Origin of the sequence: Rhodococcus opacus B4 (assembly GCF_000010805.1) — a bacterium.
Taxonomy (GTDB): Bacteria; Actinomycetota; Actinomycetes; order Mycobacteriales; family Mycobacteriaceae; genus Rhodococcus_F; species Rhodococcus_F opacus_C.
Window position 1 is genome coordinate 550,892 of record NC_012522.1, and the last position, 17,918, is coordinate 568,809.

Annotated in this window: 17 protein-coding genes and 1 pseudogene; 7 read left to right on the forward strand and 11 right to left on the reverse strand. The window is 66.4% G+C overall.

Features of this window, described 5'->3' with window-relative positions:
• Window positions 1–163: 163 nt before the first annotated feature.
• From ROP_RS02520 to ROP_RS02530, 3 genes are all read left to right on the forward strand, one after another.
• Complete coding sequence (locus ROP_RS02520; RefSeq protein WP_012687788.1) at window positions 164–913, forward strand: IS110 family transposase; 750 nt, start codon at window positions 164–166, stop codon at window positions 911–913.
• Between the two features lie 391 nt (window positions 914–1,304).
• Window positions 1,305–1,745 carry a VOC family protein gene (locus ROP_RS02525; RefSeq protein WP_012687789.1) on the forward strand — a complete coding sequence of 147 codons (441 nt, stop codon included), beginning with the start codon at window positions 1,305–1,307 and terminating at the stop codon, window positions 1,743–1,745.
• A gap of 83 nt (window positions 1,746–1,828) precedes the next feature.
• Complete coding sequence (locus ROP_RS02530; protein ID WP_012687790.1) at window positions 1,829–2,581, forward strand: class I SAM-dependent methyltransferase; 753 nt, start codon at window positions 1,829–1,831, stop codon at window positions 2,579–2,581.
• Between the two features lie 32 nt (window positions 2,582–2,613).
• Here ROP_RS02530 and ROP_RS45050 read toward each other — a convergent pair whose 3' ends face one another.
• From ROP_RS45050 to ROP_RS02550, 6 genes and pseudogenes are all read right to left on the reverse strand, one after another.
• Window positions 2,614–2,946 carry an aldehyde dehydrogenase family protein gene (locus ROP_RS45050; RefSeq protein WP_331457966.1) on the reverse strand — a complete coding sequence of 111 codons (333 nt, stop codon included), beginning with the start codon at window positions 2,944–2,946 and terminating at the stop codon, window positions 2,614–2,616.
• Window positions 2,855–3,628: pseudogene (locus tag ROP_RS44780) on the reverse strand (aldehyde dehydrogenase family protein); the annotation flags it as partial. The gene ROP_RS45050 and the pseudogene ROP_RS44780, both read right to left, overlap by 92 nt.
• A complete protein-coding gene (locus ROP_RS44785; protein WP_012687792.1) occupies window positions 3,618–4,049 on the reverse strand; it encodes an aldehyde dehydrogenase family protein in 432 nt (143 codons plus the stop codon). The pseudogene ROP_RS44780 and the gene ROP_RS44785, both read right to left, overlap by 11 nt.
• 158 nt (window positions 4,050–4,207) lie before the next feature.
• Entirely contained in the window at window positions 4,208–5,701 is a 1,494-nt protein-coding gene (locus ROP_RS02540; RefSeq protein WP_012687793.1) for an alanine/glycine:cation symporter family protein, read from the reverse strand.
• A gap of 3 nt (window positions 5,702–5,704) precedes the next feature.
• Window positions 5,705–6,598 carry a 4-hydroxy-tetrahydrodipicolinate synthase gene (dapA, locus tag ROP_RS02545; protein WP_012687794.1) on the reverse strand — a complete coding sequence of 298 codons (894 nt, stop codon included), beginning with the start codon at window positions 6,596–6,598 and terminating at the stop codon, window positions 5,705–5,707.
• A 45-nt stretch (window positions 6,599–6,643) separates the two neighbouring features.
• On the reverse strand, window positions 6,644–8,038 hold the full coding sequence (locus tag ROP_RS02550; protein WP_012687795.1) for a protoporphyrinogen/coproporphyrinogen oxidase: 1,395 nt from the start codon (window positions 8,036–8,038) through the stop codon (window positions 6,644–6,646).
• Between the two features lie 402 nt (window positions 8,039–8,440).
• Between ROP_RS02550 and ROP_RS43970 the strand changes: the two genes are divergently transcribed.
• A complete protein-coding gene (locus ROP_RS43970; protein WP_080512431.1) occupies window positions 8,441–8,770 on the forward strand; it encodes a hypothetical protein in 330 nt (109 codons plus the stop codon).
• Window positions 8,771–8,834: 64 nt separating this feature from the next.
• Here the strand turns inward: ROP_RS43970 and ROP_RS40960 are convergent, their stop codons facing one another.
• Together ROP_RS40960 and ROP_RS02565 are read right to left on the reverse strand one after the other, a co-directional pair.
• Complete coding sequence (locus tag ROP_RS40960) at window positions 8,835–9,668, reverse strand: alpha/beta fold hydrolase (protein WP_012687797.1); 834 nt, start codon at window positions 9,666–9,668, stop codon at window positions 8,835–8,837.
• A 71-nt stretch (window positions 9,669–9,739) separates the two neighbouring features.
• Window positions 9,740–10,567: an NADPH-dependent oxidoreductase gene (locus ROP_RS02565; RefSeq protein ID WP_012687798.1), complete on the reverse strand. Its 828-nt coding sequence runs from the start codon at window positions 10,565–10,567 to the stop codon at window positions 9,740–9,742.
• Window positions 10,568–10,740: 173 nt separating this feature from the next.
• On the opposite strand from ROP_RS02565, the gene ROP_RS02570 reads away from it, so the two are divergent.
• Complete coding sequence (locus tag ROP_RS02570) at window positions 10,741–11,487, forward strand: SDR family oxidoreductase (protein ID WP_043824116.1); 747 nt, start codon at window positions 10,741–10,743, stop codon at window positions 11,485–11,487.
• A 2-nt stretch (window positions 11,488–11,489) separates the two neighbouring features.
• Here the strand turns inward: ROP_RS02570 and ROP_RS02575 are convergent, their stop codons facing one another.
• A complete protein-coding gene (locus ROP_RS02575; protein WP_231868852.1) occupies window positions 11,490–12,692 on the reverse strand; it encodes a reverse transcriptase family protein in 1,203 nt (400 codons plus the stop codon).
• 657 nt (window positions 12,693–13,349) lie between these two features.
• Here ROP_RS02575 and ROP_RS02580 point away from each other — a divergent pair.
• Window positions 13,350–14,462, forward strand: a complete 1,113-nt coding sequence (locus tag ROP_RS02580; protein ID WP_012687801.1) for an anti-sigma-D factor RsdA — start codon at window positions 13,350–13,352, stop codon at window positions 14,460–14,462.
• A 114-nt stretch (window positions 14,463–14,576) separates the two neighbouring features.
• Window positions 14,577–14,849, forward strand: coding sequence for a hypothetical protein (locus ROP_RS02585; RefSeq protein WP_012687802.1), 273 nt, complete (start codon window positions 14,577–14,579; stop codon window positions 14,847–14,849).
• A gap of 238 nt (window positions 14,850–15,087) precedes the next feature.
• Here the strand turns inward: ROP_RS02585 and ROP_RS02590 are convergent, their stop codons facing one another.
• Entirely contained in the window at window positions 15,088–16,407 is a 1,320-nt protein-coding gene (locus ROP_RS02590; RefSeq protein ID WP_043824119.1) for an alkyl sulfatase dimerization domain-containing protein, read from the reverse strand.
• Between the two features lie 133 nt (window positions 16,408–16,540).
• The gene (locus ROP_RS02595) at window positions 16,541–17,770 is read right to left on the reverse strand and encodes a PucR family transcriptional regulator (protein WP_012687804.1); all 1,230 of its coding nucleotides are present in this window, start codon (window positions 17,768–17,770) and stop codon (window positions 16,541–16,543) included.
• Window positions 17,771–17,918: the final 148 nt, after the last annotated feature.

Genomic DNA, 17,918 nt, shown 5'->3' on the forward strand with positions numbered 1-17,918 from the left:
GGAACCGACTTCGTCGCGGTCTACACAGGTGCGACATACGGCCCGGCGGAGGTCGGCATCAGCGTGCGGACCACACCGCCGACGACCACGCCGACCGGATGGGAGACGATCGAGGAAGGCACGTTCGCGGTGACGGGCCGACTCTTGCATCAAACTCTCCGTCGTGGCCTCGGACATCTTCGGGGTCTCCGGGCGGGCGATGACGGACGCGTTGATCGCCGGCGAGCGGGACCCGAAGGTGCTCGCGCAGATGGCGCGGGCCCGGATGCGGGCGAAGATCGGACTCCTCGAGGAGGCCTTCAACGGGCACTTCGACGAGCACCACCGGTTCCTGCTGGCGCGGATGCTGGGCCGGATCGATGCCATCGACGTTGATATCGCCGCGGTCGACGACCAGATCGAGGCGCATCTGGCCCCTTTTACGGCCGCGGCGGAACGCCTCGATGAGATCCCCGGGATCGGCCCGGTCGCCGCCGCGGACATCATCGCCGAGGTCGGGCTGGACATGTCGAGGTTCCCCACCGCCGGGCACCTGTGCTCCTGGGCGAAGTTCTCACCCGGCATCAACTCCTCCGCCGGCAAGTCCAAGGGCAACGGCTCCACCGGGCACGGCAACCGCTACCTCGCCCGTGCGCTCGGCGAGGCCGCCGTCGTGGTCGGCAGGACCGACACCTTCCTCGCCGCCCGGTACCGGCGGATCGCCCGCCGCCGCGGCAAGAAACGGGCCATCGTCGCCGTCGGTCGGTCCATCCTGGTGATCGTGTGGCACCTGCTCCAGAACTCGGATGCCCGTTTCCGCGATCTCGGCCCCGAGCACTTCACCCGCCATATCAACCCGGACACGAAGAAACGCAACCACATCCGTCAACTCGAAGCCCTCGGCTACACCGTCACCCTGGCCCCGGCAGCGTGAACCGCATCAACATCACAACAAGAACACACACAACACCACAACGAACTTCCGGTTTCGCTGCGCTCCACCGCTTCCGGTTTCGCTGCGCTCCACCGGAAGAAGGCACGTGTCGACACTGCTGGCACGTCACCTCATTTTCGGATCAGGAAGTACTAGAAATTACGTCAACAGTTGAGAGCCTGGAGACCGGAGCGGCATTCGACGGTGGATGGACACCGGCCGTGACCGACGGAAAACTGAACTGGCTGTACCGGCCCTGACGGCAGCCCACCAATCAGTAACCGCCTGCGGGACTCTCCGATCGGTGAGACAGTCGACCGATGCCAGATCCGGCGTTCCGATCTATCACACCAGCGGCCGCGACCGGCCGCACGCGAAGAAGGAGAACCCGATGACGTTCAAGCGGATGGACCACGTGAGCGTCATCGTCGACGATCTCGAGTCTGCTATTGCGTTCTTTGTAGAACTCGGCATGGAGCAGGAGGGCGGGGCGCAGATCGAGGGACCTTGGGTGGACCGCGTCAACGGGCTCGACGACGTCCGAGTCGACATCCCGATGATGCGGACCCCGGACGGCCACGGCCGGCTCGAACTGACGAAATTCCACAACCCGACGGCCATCAGCGCCGAGCCGGAGAACGCAATGGGGAACACGCTGGGTCTACGGAGCGTCATGTTCGCCGTCGACGACATCGACGCCACGGTCGCCGGTCTGCGTGCCCGCGGCGCGGAACTCGTGGGAGAGGTGGCGCAGTACCAGGACAGCTACCGGCTCTGCTACCTCCGCGGCCCCGCGGGAATCATCGTCGCATTGGCCGAGGAACTCGGCTGACGGCGCGTCACCGCCCGGCTGAGCGGCGCCCAGCGCACAGTGGACAGCGGTCGGCGCCGCTGAAGAAATCTAGAATCGCGAGCGTGGCCGATCCGATGCACTTCGAGGCGCACGCCGAAATCTACGGTGAGGCGCGGCCGCCGTATCCACCGGCCCTGTGGGACTACCTTCACGGTCTCGGTGTTCTCGAGCGTGGCCGCCGTGCCCTGGACATCGGAGCGGGAACCGGGCAGGCGACCGGTCCCCTGCTCGCCGCGGGCCTGGACGTCACCGCCGTGGAACCCGGGCCTCGCCTCGCCGCACGCCTTCGACGTGCACATCCGGACGCGGTCGTCATCAACGAACGCGCCGAGGACGTCGAGCTTCCCGACAGTGGCTTCGATATCGCAATCGCGGCCACCTCGATACATTGGATCGACCTCGACATAGTTCTTCCGAAAATCCACCGCGCGCTGACCCCCGATGGAAAGTTCCTGGTGTGGCGGAACGTCTTCGGAGACCCCGAAACCAGGACCCCGTTCCGGGAGCGTGTCGCACGGATCGTGCAGGACCGCGGCGCGTCACCACGCGTCGGACCCGATCCGGACGATGTTGCGGCGCTCTCCGAAGAGTTGACTCGTTCGAGCCTGTTCTCCGTCGACGTGGTCCGCACGTTTCGATGGAACATCGAACTGAACGACCGGCAAGTTTTCCGGCTGTTCTCGACGTTCAGTGACTGGACCTCGGAGGAGGCCGACCGCGCTGCCGCCGCCGTCCGGGAACTCGGAGGCACCGTGGTCGAGCATTACACGACGTGGCTCGTCGCATTGACCCCCACTCCCGCGACCACCCGCTGACCGAGCGTCCCAGAGCGCGGATCGGTGACAGGTCAGCGCCCGTGGTTGTGCATGATGTGTTTGGTGCGGGAGTAGTCGTCGAGTGCGTAGATCGACAGGTCACGCCCGTAGCCGGATCCTTTGAAGCCGCCCCAGGGGACCTCGTTCGCGAGGACGAGATGGGAGTTCACCCACACGGTTCCGGCGTCGATGCGGGCGGCGACATCGTGGCTGCGACGGGGCGTTCTCCGTCCAGACCGATGCGGACAGTCCGAAGGGGACGTCGTTGGCGCGGCGGATTGCGTCGTCCTCGTCGGTGAACGTTTCGACGGTGACGACGGGGCCGAAGATTTCCTCGCGCGCACATTCGGCGCCGTCGGGCACACCGACGAGCACGGTCGGTGCGACGAAGTAGCCGGGGCCGTCCAATCCGGATCCGCCGATGGCTGCGGTGATTCCCTGCTGCGCAGCGCGTTCGAGGTACCCGGCGACGCGGTCGTAGTGCGCCTTCGAGACGAGGGGTCCGATCTCGACGTCGCCGACGACGAGAGTGGCAACCTGCGCGACCAGCTTGTCGACGAAGGCGTCGGCGACCGACTCGTGGACGAGGATGCGGCAGGCGGCGCCACATTCCTGTCCGGAGTTCCAATAGCTTGCGGCGCGCAGGGAAACTGCGGCGTCGTCGAGGTCTGCGTCGGCGAAGATCACGACGGGTGCCTTGCCGCCCAACTCGAGGTGAACGCGCTCGAGGGATTCCGCAGCGCCGCGTGCGACGGCTTTGCCGCTCCCGACCGATCCGGTGAGGGCGATCATGTCGAGGTCGGGGTGTTCGGTGAGCCCTGCTCCGACTGTGGCGCCGAGGCCGGTGACGACGTTCAGGACACCTGCAGGCAGCAGGTCGCCGACGAGTTCGGCGAACTCGAGCGTCGTCAGCGGGGTCTGCTCGGAGGGTTTGATGACGACGGTGTTCCCGGCGGTGAGGATCGGTGCGAGTTTCCAGGCGGCCATCAGTAGGGGGTAGTTCCACGGAGTGACGACACCGACGACGCCGAGGGGTTCACGGAGGATGAGCGAGAGGTGGTTCTCGGCGTAGTCGCCCGCGGAGAGGGAGGTGGTGGCACGTAAATGCGCCCGCCATGAATCGGAAGGTGTCGACGGTGCCGGCGACGTCGTCGTTCGACACCTCGAAGGGTTTGCCGGTGTTGGCGGATTCGATTCGGGCGAGGATCTCGGAGTTCTGTTCGAGTCGGTCGGCGATGCGGTGCAGTATTTCCGAGCGTTGTCTGGGGACCAGCCGCGCCCAGTCCGGCTTGGCGGCGACCGCGGCGGCGACGGCTCGGTCGACGTCTGCGGTGGTGCCTTCGGGGATTCGGGCGATGACGGTCTCGGTGGCGGGGTCGACGATGTCCGTGAACGAGCCCGCCTCGCCTGCGACGAATTCTCCGCCGATGTAGTGCTGCGACGGCGGAAGATCGTCGGAGACGATCAATGAACCGTCGGCGGGTCGGCGGGTCGGCGGACCAGAGTGTGGCCGGTACGGGTGGGGGTGGACATCGGACGAACCTCCAAGGTGTTCTACGCGGGTGCCGTCCGGGGGCTGTGCACCGCACCGTATCGACGCAGTGCACGGCCCCCGGACGAAAGAGCTCAATCTTTGCGATCTGCCGTAACGGTCGCGGCGCTGCTCTCCTCCCAGAAGTCGGCTCCTTCGATGCCGAGCGACTTCGGGACGAACGTCGGGTCGAGTCCGCGCTTCTTCTGTTGCTCGAAGTCGCGGTAGACCTTGTAGACCAGAGGGAACAGCAGTACCAGGCAGGCGAGGTTGATCCAGGCAATCATTCCGAGTCCGATATCGCCGATGGCCCACACGATTCCGGCGTTCACCACGGAGCCCACGAAGACGATCGCGAGTGTGCCGAGTTTGAGAATCAGCCTGGGCACCGGCCCCTTCCTCCCGTTCAGCAGGAACAGGAGATTCGAGTTCGCCACGTAGTAGTACAGCAGCAGGCAGGTGAAGCCGAACAGGAACACGGCCACGGCGATGAATCCCGCACCCCATCCCGGCGCCAGTGTGTCGATGGACTTCTGGACCCAGTTCGGCCCTGCCTCGACGCCGGGAAGATTCTCGACGAGATGCCCGCCGGAGCCGTCCGAGACGTTGTACTGGCCGGACACCACCATCATCAAACCCGTTGCCATGCAGATCAGCAGGACATCGATGTAGATGCTGAACGTTTGGACGAGGCCCTGCTTGCCGGGATGCGAGGTGCGCGCCGCCGCGGCCGCAAAGGTGGCCTCACCGATGCCGTTCGCGGACGCGAAGACCGCCCGGCGTACACCCCACGCGACTGCGGCGCCCGCGATACCGCCCAGCACGGGATCGATACCGAATGCCGAGTTCACGATGAGCTTGATTGCGTCAGGGACGCTTTCGAGGTTCGCGATGATCACGGCCAGTGCCAGCACGAGGTACCCGATTGCAAGCGTCGGGACGAGAGTCTGAGTGACTTTGACGATCCGCGTCGTGCCGCCGAAGATCACCAGAGCGATCAGAGCGGTGACGAAGACGGCAGGCACCCAGCTCGGCAATCCGAACGCCAGCTGAGCACTGGACGCAATCGTGCTGACCTGGAACCCGGGGAACATGAAGCCGTAGCCGACCAGCCCGAGAAACGCGATGAGTGCCGCGACCTTCGGAAGCTTCAGTCCGTACTTGATGTAGTACGGCATGCCGCCGATGTCCTCGCCGGCCTTCTGCCGGTCCTCGTCCTCCACCTGGCGTTTGAACACCTGCGCGAGGGTGGCCTCGGCGTATCCGACGGTACAGCCGACGAGTCCCGTCACGGCCATCCACAGCAGAGCGCCCGGTCCACCACCGCCGACCGCCGTTGCGACGCCCGCGATGCTTCCGACACCGACGCGGCTCCCGAGAGCGAGCACGAGCGCTTGGAAGGAGGACAGGCCGCCCTCGCCCTCGCTGTGCTCTCTCAGCTGGCGGATCATGTCGGGAATGCGCCGGAACTGAATGCCTTTCATGGCGATGGTGTACGCCAACCCGAGGCCCAGGACGACATAGGCCATCGGTCCCCAGATACCGTCTGCCAGAGTCGTGAGTAACTCGGCCCAGTCGATTTCCGGCACGATTTACCCGCTCCGGTCAGCGAGCTTCTTCAGAGCCCGTCCGATGCGCTCGACCTGCTCGGCGGGAAGTTCTGCCGTGGGCCGACGGGGAGCTCCGACCGGCTCACCCTGCAGAGCAAGTCCCGCCTTGACGGCGGAGATGAACGGAACGGAGATCATCGAATCGATCACCGGGTACAGGTCACGCCACTTGCCGAGCGCGCCGTGGAGGTCGCCGTCGGCGATGAGCCGGTTGACGGCGACGATCTCGTCGGGAACCACGTTCGCGGCACCTGCCATGACCCCGGCAGCGCCTTCGACCAGCGCACTGTAGATGTAGGAGTCCCAGCCGATGAACGTACCGATCACGTCACTGTGGTGGTGGATCAGCTGCAGCGCCTGTTCCCAGTTCGCGCTCGAATCCTTGATGTATCGGATGTTGTCGACCTCTTCGGCCAGCGAGCGAACGGTGCCGGGATTCAGGTTCACGCCAGTGACCGCGGGGATGTTGTACAGCATGATCGGCAGTTCCACCGACGAAGCGACATCCTTGATGTACGTCACCGTCTCCTCGGTCGAAAGCGGCTCGTAGAACGGCGTGATCAGCATGAGCACGTCTGCGCCGGACTTCTCGGCGGCGCGGGAAAGCCGGATGGCTTCTGCCGTTGTCGTGGCACCGGTCTGAGCGATGACGGGCACCCGGCCATCGGCATGTTCGATGACCGTGTCGACGAGCCGCAGGCGCTCGTCCGAAGACAGCGCCCCGACCTCACCGGTCGATCCGGCCGCGACGACTCCGTCTACGCCCGCCTTGATCGAGCGGTCCACCACGACCTGGAGCTTCTTCACGTCGATCTGCTCGTCGGCGTCGAACGGGGTGGTCAGTGCAGTGAGGACACCGCTGAGTTGCTTGGACATAAAAGTGACTCCTGAATCGTTGGCGGGTGTTGGGTGTGCGGAATGTCAGGCGCTGGCGGCCTGTGCGACCACGGGGCTGCTGTGACGGGTCTGACGGTGTGTGGCAAGCACACTGGTCACCTCTTGTGCGGCGGAGAACCCGGAGGTGATCGACGTTTCCGTGTAGAGCGTTCCGAGGTAGTCGCCGGCCAGGAAGACGCGACCGGCTCCACGAGTCAGCGTGGGTTGCAGCTTCGCGCGGCCCGGGAAGCTGTAGGGCGACGCATTCTTCCATCGCGCGGCCTTGGCCTCGACGACCGTGTCGGAGAATCCCGGCCCGAGGATCTGCTCGAGATCGGCGAGGTGAGTCTGTACGACTTCTTCGTCGCTCTTGTCGAGCAGCGCCTGACCCAGGGCTGCCGGCGAGAACGTCATGAAGCTGCCGCCCGGCTGCCGGACGGATTCGCTGCCGCGCACGATGCTTGCCTGGTTCAGGGCAATCGCGAAGGAACGCTTCGGGGCAGCGATGGCGTAGATGTCGTCCCACGGCTGCTTCGTCTTCTCGTCGGTGAGGAACGCCGAGCTGACGTGGGGGCCGTACTTGACCTGCGAGAGCGCGTCGCGCAGGTCGTCCGGCAGGTCGACGCCGACGCGGTGGGACACGTCCGCGGTCGTGGCCAGCACGACCGTTCGCGCCTCCACCTCGTGGTCACGGCCGTCCTGGCGATAGCGAACGATCACCGAGTCCTTCTTGTGCACGACCTCGTGGACCGCGGCACCAAGCTGAACGCGGTCACCCAGCGATGCGGCGAGGGCCTCGGTGAGGGTAGACGGCCCACCGACGATGCCGCGGCTGAGGCCCTGCCCGAAGCCGAGCACCAGGCTGAAGTAGCCGATGCCGGCGCCTGCAGAGATCTGGTCCATGTTTCCCGCCGACCGGGTAACGGTGGTCTTGAACAGGGCGGCCGCGTCCTCGGGCAGGTCTCCGACGAAGTCGAGGAAAGACTCGTCGTTCGCGAAGTCGTAGATTCGCTGCTGACGCATGGCGCCCGACTCACCGGCGCGCTTGCGGACCACTCCGGTGTACTTGCCGACGCCCGCCACCACCTTCATGCCGGCGCGCATGGTCGCCACCCGCGCCGACAGCGACATCGGGATCCGGAACGGATAGGTGGCGATGTGTCCCTTGCGCAGGAACTTCCCGTTCATGGAGAGCGCCTGAAGCGACCCGGGGATGTCGACCGACATGACGCCGGCCTCGTTGAGCAGGGCTTCGGTCGAGGATCCGGGGCCGGCGAACACGTGGCCACCCCAGTTCAGCCAGTACGACCCGCGACGTTCGGAGCGAATACGGCCACCGACGCGCTCGTCGGACTCCAGAACGAGGGTGTCCCAATGACGCAACCGCCAGCCGGCCGAGAGTCCGGCCAGGCCCGCGCCGACTACAACTACATCTCGCACTTCATATCTCCTTGACTTGCGCCGCGTCGCTCACCGGAGGCATCGGCGAGTGTGTGGCGAATCCTTGTTTCGGGACGCCCGTCCTGGCTTGTGGTAGCGCCGTTGAAAGCCAGGCCGGGTCGAGTCGCACATATCGGGTGTGATGGTGATGCCCGTCATACCCGGACCATCTCAGACTAGTTTGTGATCACAGATCACGCAATCCCGAATCTCGTAAATTCGGTGTTTCCGAAGACGGTGGCGAACTGACCGTCCGGTCAGGCAGTCATCGCCACCGGCGTGGGCGGCGGACGGACAGTCGACATCACGATCGGCCGCCCGCCCGGCAATAGCGAAACGCGGCGCACTCGCCGTCCGCGGGAGCTAGCATCCCCGATCGTGACAACATTGCGCGGCGTGCCGATGACACTTTTGCGAATGAATTACCAATTACTGCGTATCCCTTTGCAATTCGTGGAGGACGTCGCGATCACGCAACTCGACGAACGAGCGCCGGCGCGTCTCGCCTATGAACAGTTGCTGATTCGGTGCGATCGCGCGGCCGCCCATTTTCTCGACGACGAGAACGCCGACGGCCGAGCGGCGGAACTTCACCGACGTACGACTGCCGTTCGGGACGACATCGCCCGCCGGCAGCAGCGAGCAGATACCGAGGGCGCGACGCTCCTGGATCTGCAGCGCGCCCGGTTCCACCATCGCCGCCAGCCCCGCAGAGCCACCGACCCGGCGTGACGCACCGCGCTTCGCCGGCGCGTCAGCGGTACCGAGCGACGCGATCCGGGCCTTTCCGAACCCATCAGAGACTGCGGCGACGAAGCGCACTCCCGACCTGGTCGATCGGATGACGTGAGAAGAAATCCTTCAGGCCCCGCGCCACTGCCGTGGGGTTCTGGACCATCAGAAGGTGCCCGGCCTTCGGCACGGAAAGTCTCTCGGCCCGCGGGAACCAGGACTGCAGGAGCTCGCTTCCTTCGACGAACCGCGGCGCGGACTCGGCGCCGAGCACATTGAGCACCGGCTGCGTGATGCGCTCGGACTCCGCTGCTCCGAAACTCCACTGCTGCACGGCCGGCAACTCCGATTGAAAGAACAAGTCAGCCTCTTCGAGTGCGTCGTCGAAGGCGTGTGGAACCATCCGGTCGAGCACGCCTCGATAGCCGTCGCCGCACACATGGCGCAGGAACCCGTCCACCGCGGCCGCCTTGTCGCCCGATCGGTAGGCAGCGATGACCGGTTGGAGCGCAACGATGATCTGCTCCGAGCTGGCGACCCCCCGGATTGCGGGTTCGAGCAGTGCCACCGAGCCGACGCGCCCAGGATTCTCCGTCGCCAATTGGAGCGCGACAAGCGCACCATAGGAGTGCCCCACGATGTGGGCTGCGTCCCAGCCGACATGATCCATCACGCTGACGCAGGTTCCGGCATCTTCGGCGACCGTGAGCGCCCGGTATACCCCACTGTCCGATTTTCGGAGCCGCCGACGATACCGCAGGGTCGAATACGCCGTCAGCTGCTCGATCAGCGGGTCATACCACGAGGCGAAGGCGCTGGCATGGACGAGCACGACACGCTCACCGCGCTCGCGCAGCTGATAAGTCAGTTCGACGTCGCCGAGCCTCGAAGTACCCACGGCGTCCTCTACCGGATCCGCTCCATAGAGCTAGTTGTAGTGGACTGGCTCACAAAGTCAAGGACACGCCTCTAGCGAAGTGGGAAGCCGAGACGGATGAGTGATTCCTTCAGCCGATCCCGCCCGTTCAGCCGCGCTGCGGATGCGAGTCGGTCCAGAACACGTGCAGTCCACGAATGTTCGAGCTCTTGGGCGCCGTAGAACGCGGCGATGCGCCCCTCGTAGGCATCGATGTGGTCGCGCTGGGCAGGCAGGTCGTACGTCTCGTGGTGCAACACCGCCTGTCGGGGCAGACGCGGTTTGATCTGGGCATCTGCGTCTGGATGGGGTTGTCCGACGACGAGCCCGAACACCGCGAACACGTGGGGCGGTAGGCCGAGTTCCGCGGCGACCTCCTCGGGCTTGTTGCGGATCGCGCCGATGAACACCGTTCCCAGGCCGAGAGACTCCGCCGCGGTCACGGCGTTCTGCGCCGCCAGGGCGGCGTCGATGAACCCGAGGTAGCTGCTCTCGAGGAAGTCGGCGCCCTCGATCGGCGCGCCGCGGTCGCCGGCGAGTTGGCGGACCCGGGCGAAGTCGGCGAGCCAGACCAGCAGGACCGGGGCTTCGACTATGTGAGCCTGGTCGCCGGCGAGCGCGGCCAGGCGAGCCTTCCGGTCGGGGTCGCGGACCGCGACGACACTCCATGCCTGGAGGTTCGACGACGTGGCGGCCGACTGTGCCGCCGAGACGAGGACGTCGAGAGTCTCGTCGGTCAGCGGATCGGGCAGGTAGCGGCGAACCGACCGGTGCGAGTGCAGAGCTTCCAGAACCGGGTTCCACTGCGCGGGTTCGGTGAGGGCGGGGTCCCAGTATCGCTGCTGCAGTGCGGTACGAAGTGCGAAGTCTGCGATGGTCACCGGGACAGGAAACCCGACTCCGCTCCCCCACTCCAGGGTTCGGCGCACCGTGATTCCTGCGGGCGCCACGAACCTGCCGGCCGACCAGCGGCTGCCGAACACCCGCGATCGGCGGCGGTTCGGTGGTTACCATCGGTTGTTCGCGAACCACGTGTTGTCGATCGAGCTGAGGAGTGAACGTGACGGAACGGGTCATCGTCGTGACGGGTGCCGGCTCGGGAATCGGGCGGTCCATCGCGACCGGACTACTCGATGCCGGGCATCGCGTGGTGCTGACGGGACGGACGCGCGAGGCCCTCGATCAGACAGCGCACGGGAACGACCACGCGCTCGTCGTCCCCGCCGACGTCACCTCACCTCAGTCCGTGCACAACCTCTTCGCTGTGGTGGCGGAACGATTCGGCCGCCTCGACGTACTCGTCAACAACGCCGGCACCTTCGGCCCCTCCGGCGCGGTGGACGAGATCGAACCGCAGGACTGGGATCAGACCGTCGCCACGAACCTGACCGGAGTCTTCCTCTGCTCGCGGGAAGCCGTCCGAATGATGAAGTCGCAGACACCCCGCGGCGGGCGGATCATCAACAACGGCTCCCTGTCTGCACACACACCCCGACCTGCCAGCGTCGCCTACACCGCAACCAAACACGCGGTCTCGGGGTTGACCAAGTCGATCGCACTCGACGGGCGCGACCACGACATCTGCTGTTCCCAGATCGACATCGGGAACGCCGAAACCGCCATGACCGCCGGGATCGGCCAATCCGCGCGCCAAGCAGACGGATCCATGCGAGCCGAACCCACGTTCGATCCGCGGTACGTCGCGGACGCGGTCACCCGGTTGGTCGAACTCCCCCTGGACGTCACCGTGCCGACGATGACGATCATGGCCGCCCGCATGCCGTTCGTCGGCCGCGGGTGAAGTCAGAGACGCTGCTCCGTCCAGTCGACCCGGGCGGCCAAGGCGTGCAGCGAACGTTTCCTGCCCTCGTTCGATTCCCCGACCCAGGCGATGCGTCCGTAAACGTACTCGCGAAAGTGCGGTCTGCCGTCCCGATTCTGCGAATCCGGTCCGTGCCGAACACAATTGAACAGCAGCGCCTTCACAGCGTCGTACTCGGCGCGGGCGGCCTGCGGACGAGTGTTGACCACCAGCCCGGCCAGGTGCTGGCGTCGATGTGCTCGCATCACCCGGGTCTTTCCCGGGTGGACGGAAAAGCCTTCGTCCGCCACGATCAGACCGACTGCGTGGATCAGTCGGTCCACCGCCAGATCCGACCCGGAGAACGCGAGATCGTCGGCATACCTGGTGTACGCGACGCGGTGGGTTCGCGCGAGTCCGGTCAATCTGCGATCGAGCCGGTGGGCAACGAGATTGGCGAGAGCCGGCGACGTCGGCGCCCCCTGCGGCAGGTGTGCACCCCGGAGCCGGCTCGCCGTGTCGAACGGAAGCTGCGCGAGGACACCGGGCGGGGTCGACGTGGTGCAGAGCCCAGCGAGCACCCGTGACACCCTGGCCGGATAGCCGAGTGCGTCGAAGACCGCCTGCACCCGCGTCCGTGAGACCGAGGGGAAGAAGGCGCGAAGGTCGACGCGCAGCACGACCTCGTGCCCCGCATGCGGAGCGGCGAAGGTGTGGACACTGCGACCTCGGACGAATCCGTGCGCCGCGACGTGGGGCGGAACGCGGTCGAGAACGGTCCGCAGGACCCGGCGCTGCACTTCCCGGAGGCGTTCTTTGGGCGCTTCGAGCAGGCGGTTGTCCGACCGGATCCGGTAGCGGTAGTGCTGCAGCGGCGGCGCCTTCGTGCGCAGCCACCCGCCGGAATCCGCGAACCAGTCGAGTTCGGTGGGGGTGAGGCCGACCGCCTCGGCGACCGCGGCTGTGCGCGACCACTGCGGGACGTCGAACTTCCAGTCGTTGCCGGACACCTCGTCGACGATCGGCTCCGGTGGTGCGATCAGCGGAAGTTCCGACAGCAGCCGATGGACGCTGTCGATGCCGCCGATCGGTGGCGTGGGCATGAGGTCGTGGAGCCGTATCGCGATCCGGCCGGCGTCCGGCACTCCGGTTTCCTCGAAGCGGAGCACGAGCCCGGCCCTCGTCCAGGCTCCGTCAGTCGCCACCGCTGCGAGACGACGAGCGATCTCGGGCGACAGAGCCGGGCGGGCCGTCATGTGTGCGACGGTGCGAGGTGACCGATATCTGTCGTCTGCGGCGCGCCGGAGCACGCGGAGCATGCGGTCGCGCGTCGGACGGTGTCTCCGACGAATACTGCCGAGCCAGGGGTTACCCCTGACGTGGTCGCAGCCGGCGAACCGGCCACCCCACTCTCCCCTCGACACCGTCGCACCTCGTGAGAATGCCACACCCTCTCGATCGGGCGGGACCTATCGGCTCAGCGGGTTGTGCACGATCCTCGACGTCGCCGGCATCGACGTCGCGGTCACGGTCGACCATTTCTCCGCCCGCAGTGCGACACCGCTGAGCCTCGCCGAGTACCGGCCACCGGTGGAATAATCCACCTAGGAGGATCGTCCACCCCGTAGACGATGCCCTTGCTGGAACGTCGACCCCCGGCCCAGGGCCTCAGGACCGCCCGAGAGCGCCGGGGTCGGCCCGAAGAGGACGGGTGTGGTCGTGCGAAAACTGACGTGCGGACAACTCCCCGGTAGCTCACAGCCGACGTGGAGGGCTCCGATTTCTTGTCGCTCTTCTCTGACGTGGGGTAACAAGTCGGAGCCCGTCACCGACGTACTAGATGTAGTCAACAATGACGGCAGGTGAGAGGTGTGGCTAGGGGCAGCAAGCGCAAGGGCAATCCCGATGCCGATCTCCCAGGAGACGACGCACCGGCGGACCTCGCGGCTGTGCGCCGCGACGATGCGCTGATCGACGCGATCGCCGGTGACGGTCCCGTCGCAACGGACTCGCCGGAGCAGTACGAGCTCGCGCTTCTGCTGACCAATTGGCGTGCCGACATCGTGTCGACGCCGATGCCGACCGGACCGCTGCTCGACGACGTGATCGCGGCGATCGACGCCTCGGACAACGCCCGTTCCGCACGCAGCGCCGCCCGCGGCAAGCTCCGCCTGTTGCGGCCCATCGCAGGCGCTGCCGCCGCGATCGCGGTCGTCATGGGCGGTGCCACCATCTTCTCGTACAACGCCGAACCCGGTGATCCGCTGTGGAGCGTCAAGTCGGTCGTGTTCAGTCAGCAGGCCGATTCGACGGTCGCGCAGATCGACACCACGACGCAGCTGCAGGAGGCCGAGCGGCTGATCGCCGCGGGCGACGCGGAGTCGGCGAAGAACCTGCTCGACGGCGCCGCCGACCGTGCCGGCGGGGTACGCGACGCCGACAAGCGCAACGAACTCGACGTGTGGCGGGCGAAGCTGGCCGCGGAACTCGAGAAGATCGCCCCCACCACGCCACCGGCCACGACCACTCCCGGCACCACCACCACCGACACACCGACGCAGACCACGTCATCGCCGGCCACCGTGCCGGGAACCGAGCCCCTGCCGGGAACCCAGCTGCCCCCGGATCTGCAGCTTCCCGGACTCCCGCCCAATTCAATGCCTCCGCTACCCACGACGACGCTCCCGCCCGAGACGTTGCCGTACATCAGCCCTGAGCCCACCATCACGATGGTCCCGCCACCGCAAGCGCCACTGCCTGAGCCGTCGGACAACCCGATCACCCAACCACCGCCGCCCGAGCCGTCGGACAACCCGATCACCCAACCACCGCCGTCCGAGCCGTCGGACAACCCGATCACCCAACCACCGCCGCCCGAGCCGTCGGACAACCCGGCCACGCAACCACCCGTTGAGCAGCCGCCGCCCCAGGAGCCGTCCTCGGAGCCGCTCGCGCCGCCGGTCCCGACCAGCTGAGGCCCTCGGACGTGAAGCGGGTGGGCCTGCACGACCCTGCTGATTTCACAACGGATGGAGTGATCGCATGACATACCTCGCCCACGCCGACGCCGTGCTCCGGGACGTGATCGTGTGAGCACGCCCGCTGACCTCGACGAGCAGGTAACCAAGGTCCGGGATGCGCTGCACGCCCTCCGTCGAACCCTCCTCGACCTCGAGCGCACCTACGCAGACCTCGACGCGAACAAACTCGACGTGGACGCGCCCGGCGACCCGACCACGGCACCGGAGACGCTGGAAAGCGCCGTCGACGCCCTCCGCGCCGCTCAGGACACGCTCGGAATCGCTGACGCCGACCTCGAGGTAGCCAAGCGACACACCTCGCGGTTGACACCTCGCGGTTGACAACGCGCGAATGAGGCGAGCCGGACTGAGGTGTAATGCGAGTTGTAGTTCGCGAGTGCGGTTGTCGGGCGAAGGCGGCGGTCGCGGCAGCGGCGACCGTTGGGGCCGTGAGGAATAGAGCTACGAGCACCGCATCGTGTCTGGTCGTTCCGAGGCTCCCCCGCTGCAGCGAACACCGGCCAGTCCGGTTCCTCATCCACCGAACCTGAGTCCGCTGGTGGACGAGGATGGCATGAGGTCAGAATGCCCATCGCGCGCGGCCGGCCGTTTTGGCCTTCAGTTCGGTCGCGTGGTCGCTGCCGTCGAGGAAGGCCCGCGATTCCGCCACCGCCCATCCGTAGACGCCTTTCGCCATAGTGGAAGTGGCGCCTTGTTCCAGCTGGCCGAAGACGTCGACGCGGACCTGATGCGAGTCGCGATTCTGCGGATCGGCGTCGGTAGCCATCTGGGCGAAGTGTCCCGCCAGCCGGTGTTCGCCTCGTGCCAGTAGGGCGCGTGCCCGCTCGGCCAACTGGGCGGCGCCGCCGCCGAGGTCCGCGATCTCGCGGGCGAGGTCGGCGCGGGGGGCGGACTTGAGGTGTGCGGGGTTGCCGTCGTACCAGCCGCCGTAGAGGCGCCAGACGTTGCGAATGACGAATTCCGGTTCGTCGTAGGAGGGGGCGAGGTAGGGCTTGCGGAGGAGTTCCCCGGGGGCAGCGACGCTGTGCACGACCTCGTCGAGGGTCGCTCCGGCGTTCATCATCTCGAGGGTGCGGCCATGCAGGATTTCCAGAAGTTCGGCGGCGTCGGTCAGTGTGGTGCGGATTCGGTCGGCGCCGAGGACGGGGAGCCCGTGTCCGGGGAGGAGGATTTCGGCGCCCAGGTCGGCCATCCACCGCAGGGTTCGGGCCCACTCGTGTGCGAATCGTTGCACCTTCTGCGGGTTTCCGGCGTTGGGGCTGGCCCAGATGAAGAAGTCACCACAGCACAGGATCTTGCGGTCGGGGATCCAGGCGATCGCGGCGTCATCGGTCTCGCCGCGGGCGTGATGGAGTTGCACCTGCAGGTCGTCGACGGCGAGGGTGGTCTGGTCGGCGAAGGTGACGTCGGGGTATCGGTATTCGTCCGGCCACACCAGGTTCGGTGCCTGGAATTGGCGTTGGTTGATGATGCCGTTGTAGCCGCGTGTTTCCTTGTAACGGTCGAACCGGCGGGTGACGTTTTCGTGTGCGAGGACCGTGGGGCGGGTCCAACCGCGCTCGCGCGCTTCGGTGTCGAAGGGTTCCATGCCGAAGACGTGGTCGACGTGTCCGTGCGAGTAGACCGCCGTGTGCACCGGTTGCTCGGAGATTCGCCGGGTGGCTGCGAACAGGTCTTCGGCGGTGCGGCGGTCGCCGGTGTCGTACACGAAAAGGCCAGCCTTGGTGGGAAATACGTAGACGTTGCCGAACGCCGGCCACATGTATGTGCCTTCCGCGATGCAGTGCATCCCCTCCGTGCGGAGGTCTCCGTGGTGGTAGGCGTTCTGGTTGGCTTCGCCCTTCCAGACCTTGTCGGCGTAGTCGATGATGTCCGTCATGTGGCGCTCTCCTCGGCGTGGGTGTCGGACCGCGACGCTGCGATCCATGCGCCTCATTCTGTGCACCGGGCATCAGCCGGACAATCGTCTGCGCGCACACCCTGCAGGCCCCAATTTGTGACCGATCACAGATTCACTGCGGGTGGTCAGCCCCCGCGTCGGGGTGAACGGTGGCGGCGCTGACCGCGACCGCGAGAGTGAGTAGCTCCGTGGTGACGTGTACGTCGAGGCCGGTCAGCTCGCGGACGCGGATGAGCCGGTTGTCGACGGTGTTGGGATGGACCACCAGGGTGTCCGCAGTGGCCCGACGATCCAGGTTGCTGGTGAAATAGACCCGGAGGGTGTGCACCAGGTCGGGTCGCGATCGCAGCGGGGCGCAGCGCTCCAGCAGCACCGGCAGCGACGCACTGGTGTGGGCGAAATGGTGCTCGAGTGCGACATCGCTCATTCGGCTGACCGTGCCGGTGCGGCCGGACCGGACCGCGATGTCGAGTACCTCGGCGGCTGTGGTGCCCGCACGCGGAAGATCCTCGATCGAGGTGGCGTCCTCGATCGCGATCGTCACTGGTGCGCCGCTGACCCGCGCGAGGTCCACGGCCAGCGGGTCGAGAGCCCCGATCGGTGGATGCATCAGAATCCGAGCGTGCCGAGGCCGGACATCGATGAGCCATAGGCCGGGGACCGCCCTGGCGAGGTGAGCGCGGATCGCGCGGACCTTCCGCGTGGCCGCCAGTGATCGGGTGTTCCGGTCGCCGGATCCCTCGGCGAGGGTGTCACCGATGTGCAGCAACATGATGCTCGGTTCGGCGGGGACGGAGTCCGGGGCGTCGAACACCCACCCGTCGCCGCGCAGGAGAGCATCGATGGTGGGGGCATGGTTTCGGTCCTGCGCCGCAATGAGGTCGTGGGCGTGGATCTCGTACGCGGAGATGACCTCTCGTAGCATGCCGTCAAAGGTGACATGGGCTCGGCGGAATGCGAACCAGAACAGTCCGTGGTCGGTGCCGAGTTCGCGTTCCAGTTCTTCGGAGAGTACGTCGAAACCGATCTGCCAGCAGCGCATGTACTCCCGTAGCGGCAACCCTTCCGCGACTCGTTCGGTGCCGCGTTCGATGTTCTCGCGCATCGCGTCGGCGACGTCGATGGACTCGTCGGTGATCGACTGCAGGCACACCTCGAACATCGATCGAACGGTGTGCGCGCTTTCCCGGTGCAAATGTTCGGGCACCGCGGTCTGCGTGTAGAGCGGCGAGGCGGCGATGTAGCGGTCGATCGTTGTCCGTGCCATCCGCTGCACCGACCGGCGAATCCGGGCGATCGTGCCCTGCAGATCGTCTCTGGTTCCCTCGGGCGCGGTGCGCATCGAACGCCTCCTAGGTGTGACGGGTCACACACTGCTGACGTGAAGAGTGTGACAGGCGCCGATGGTACGACAGCAACCCATTCGGCCACGCTGAGGACCCAGAACGGCTCCACCAGCCCCGAGGTCCACCCCGGCACAGAATGAGGAA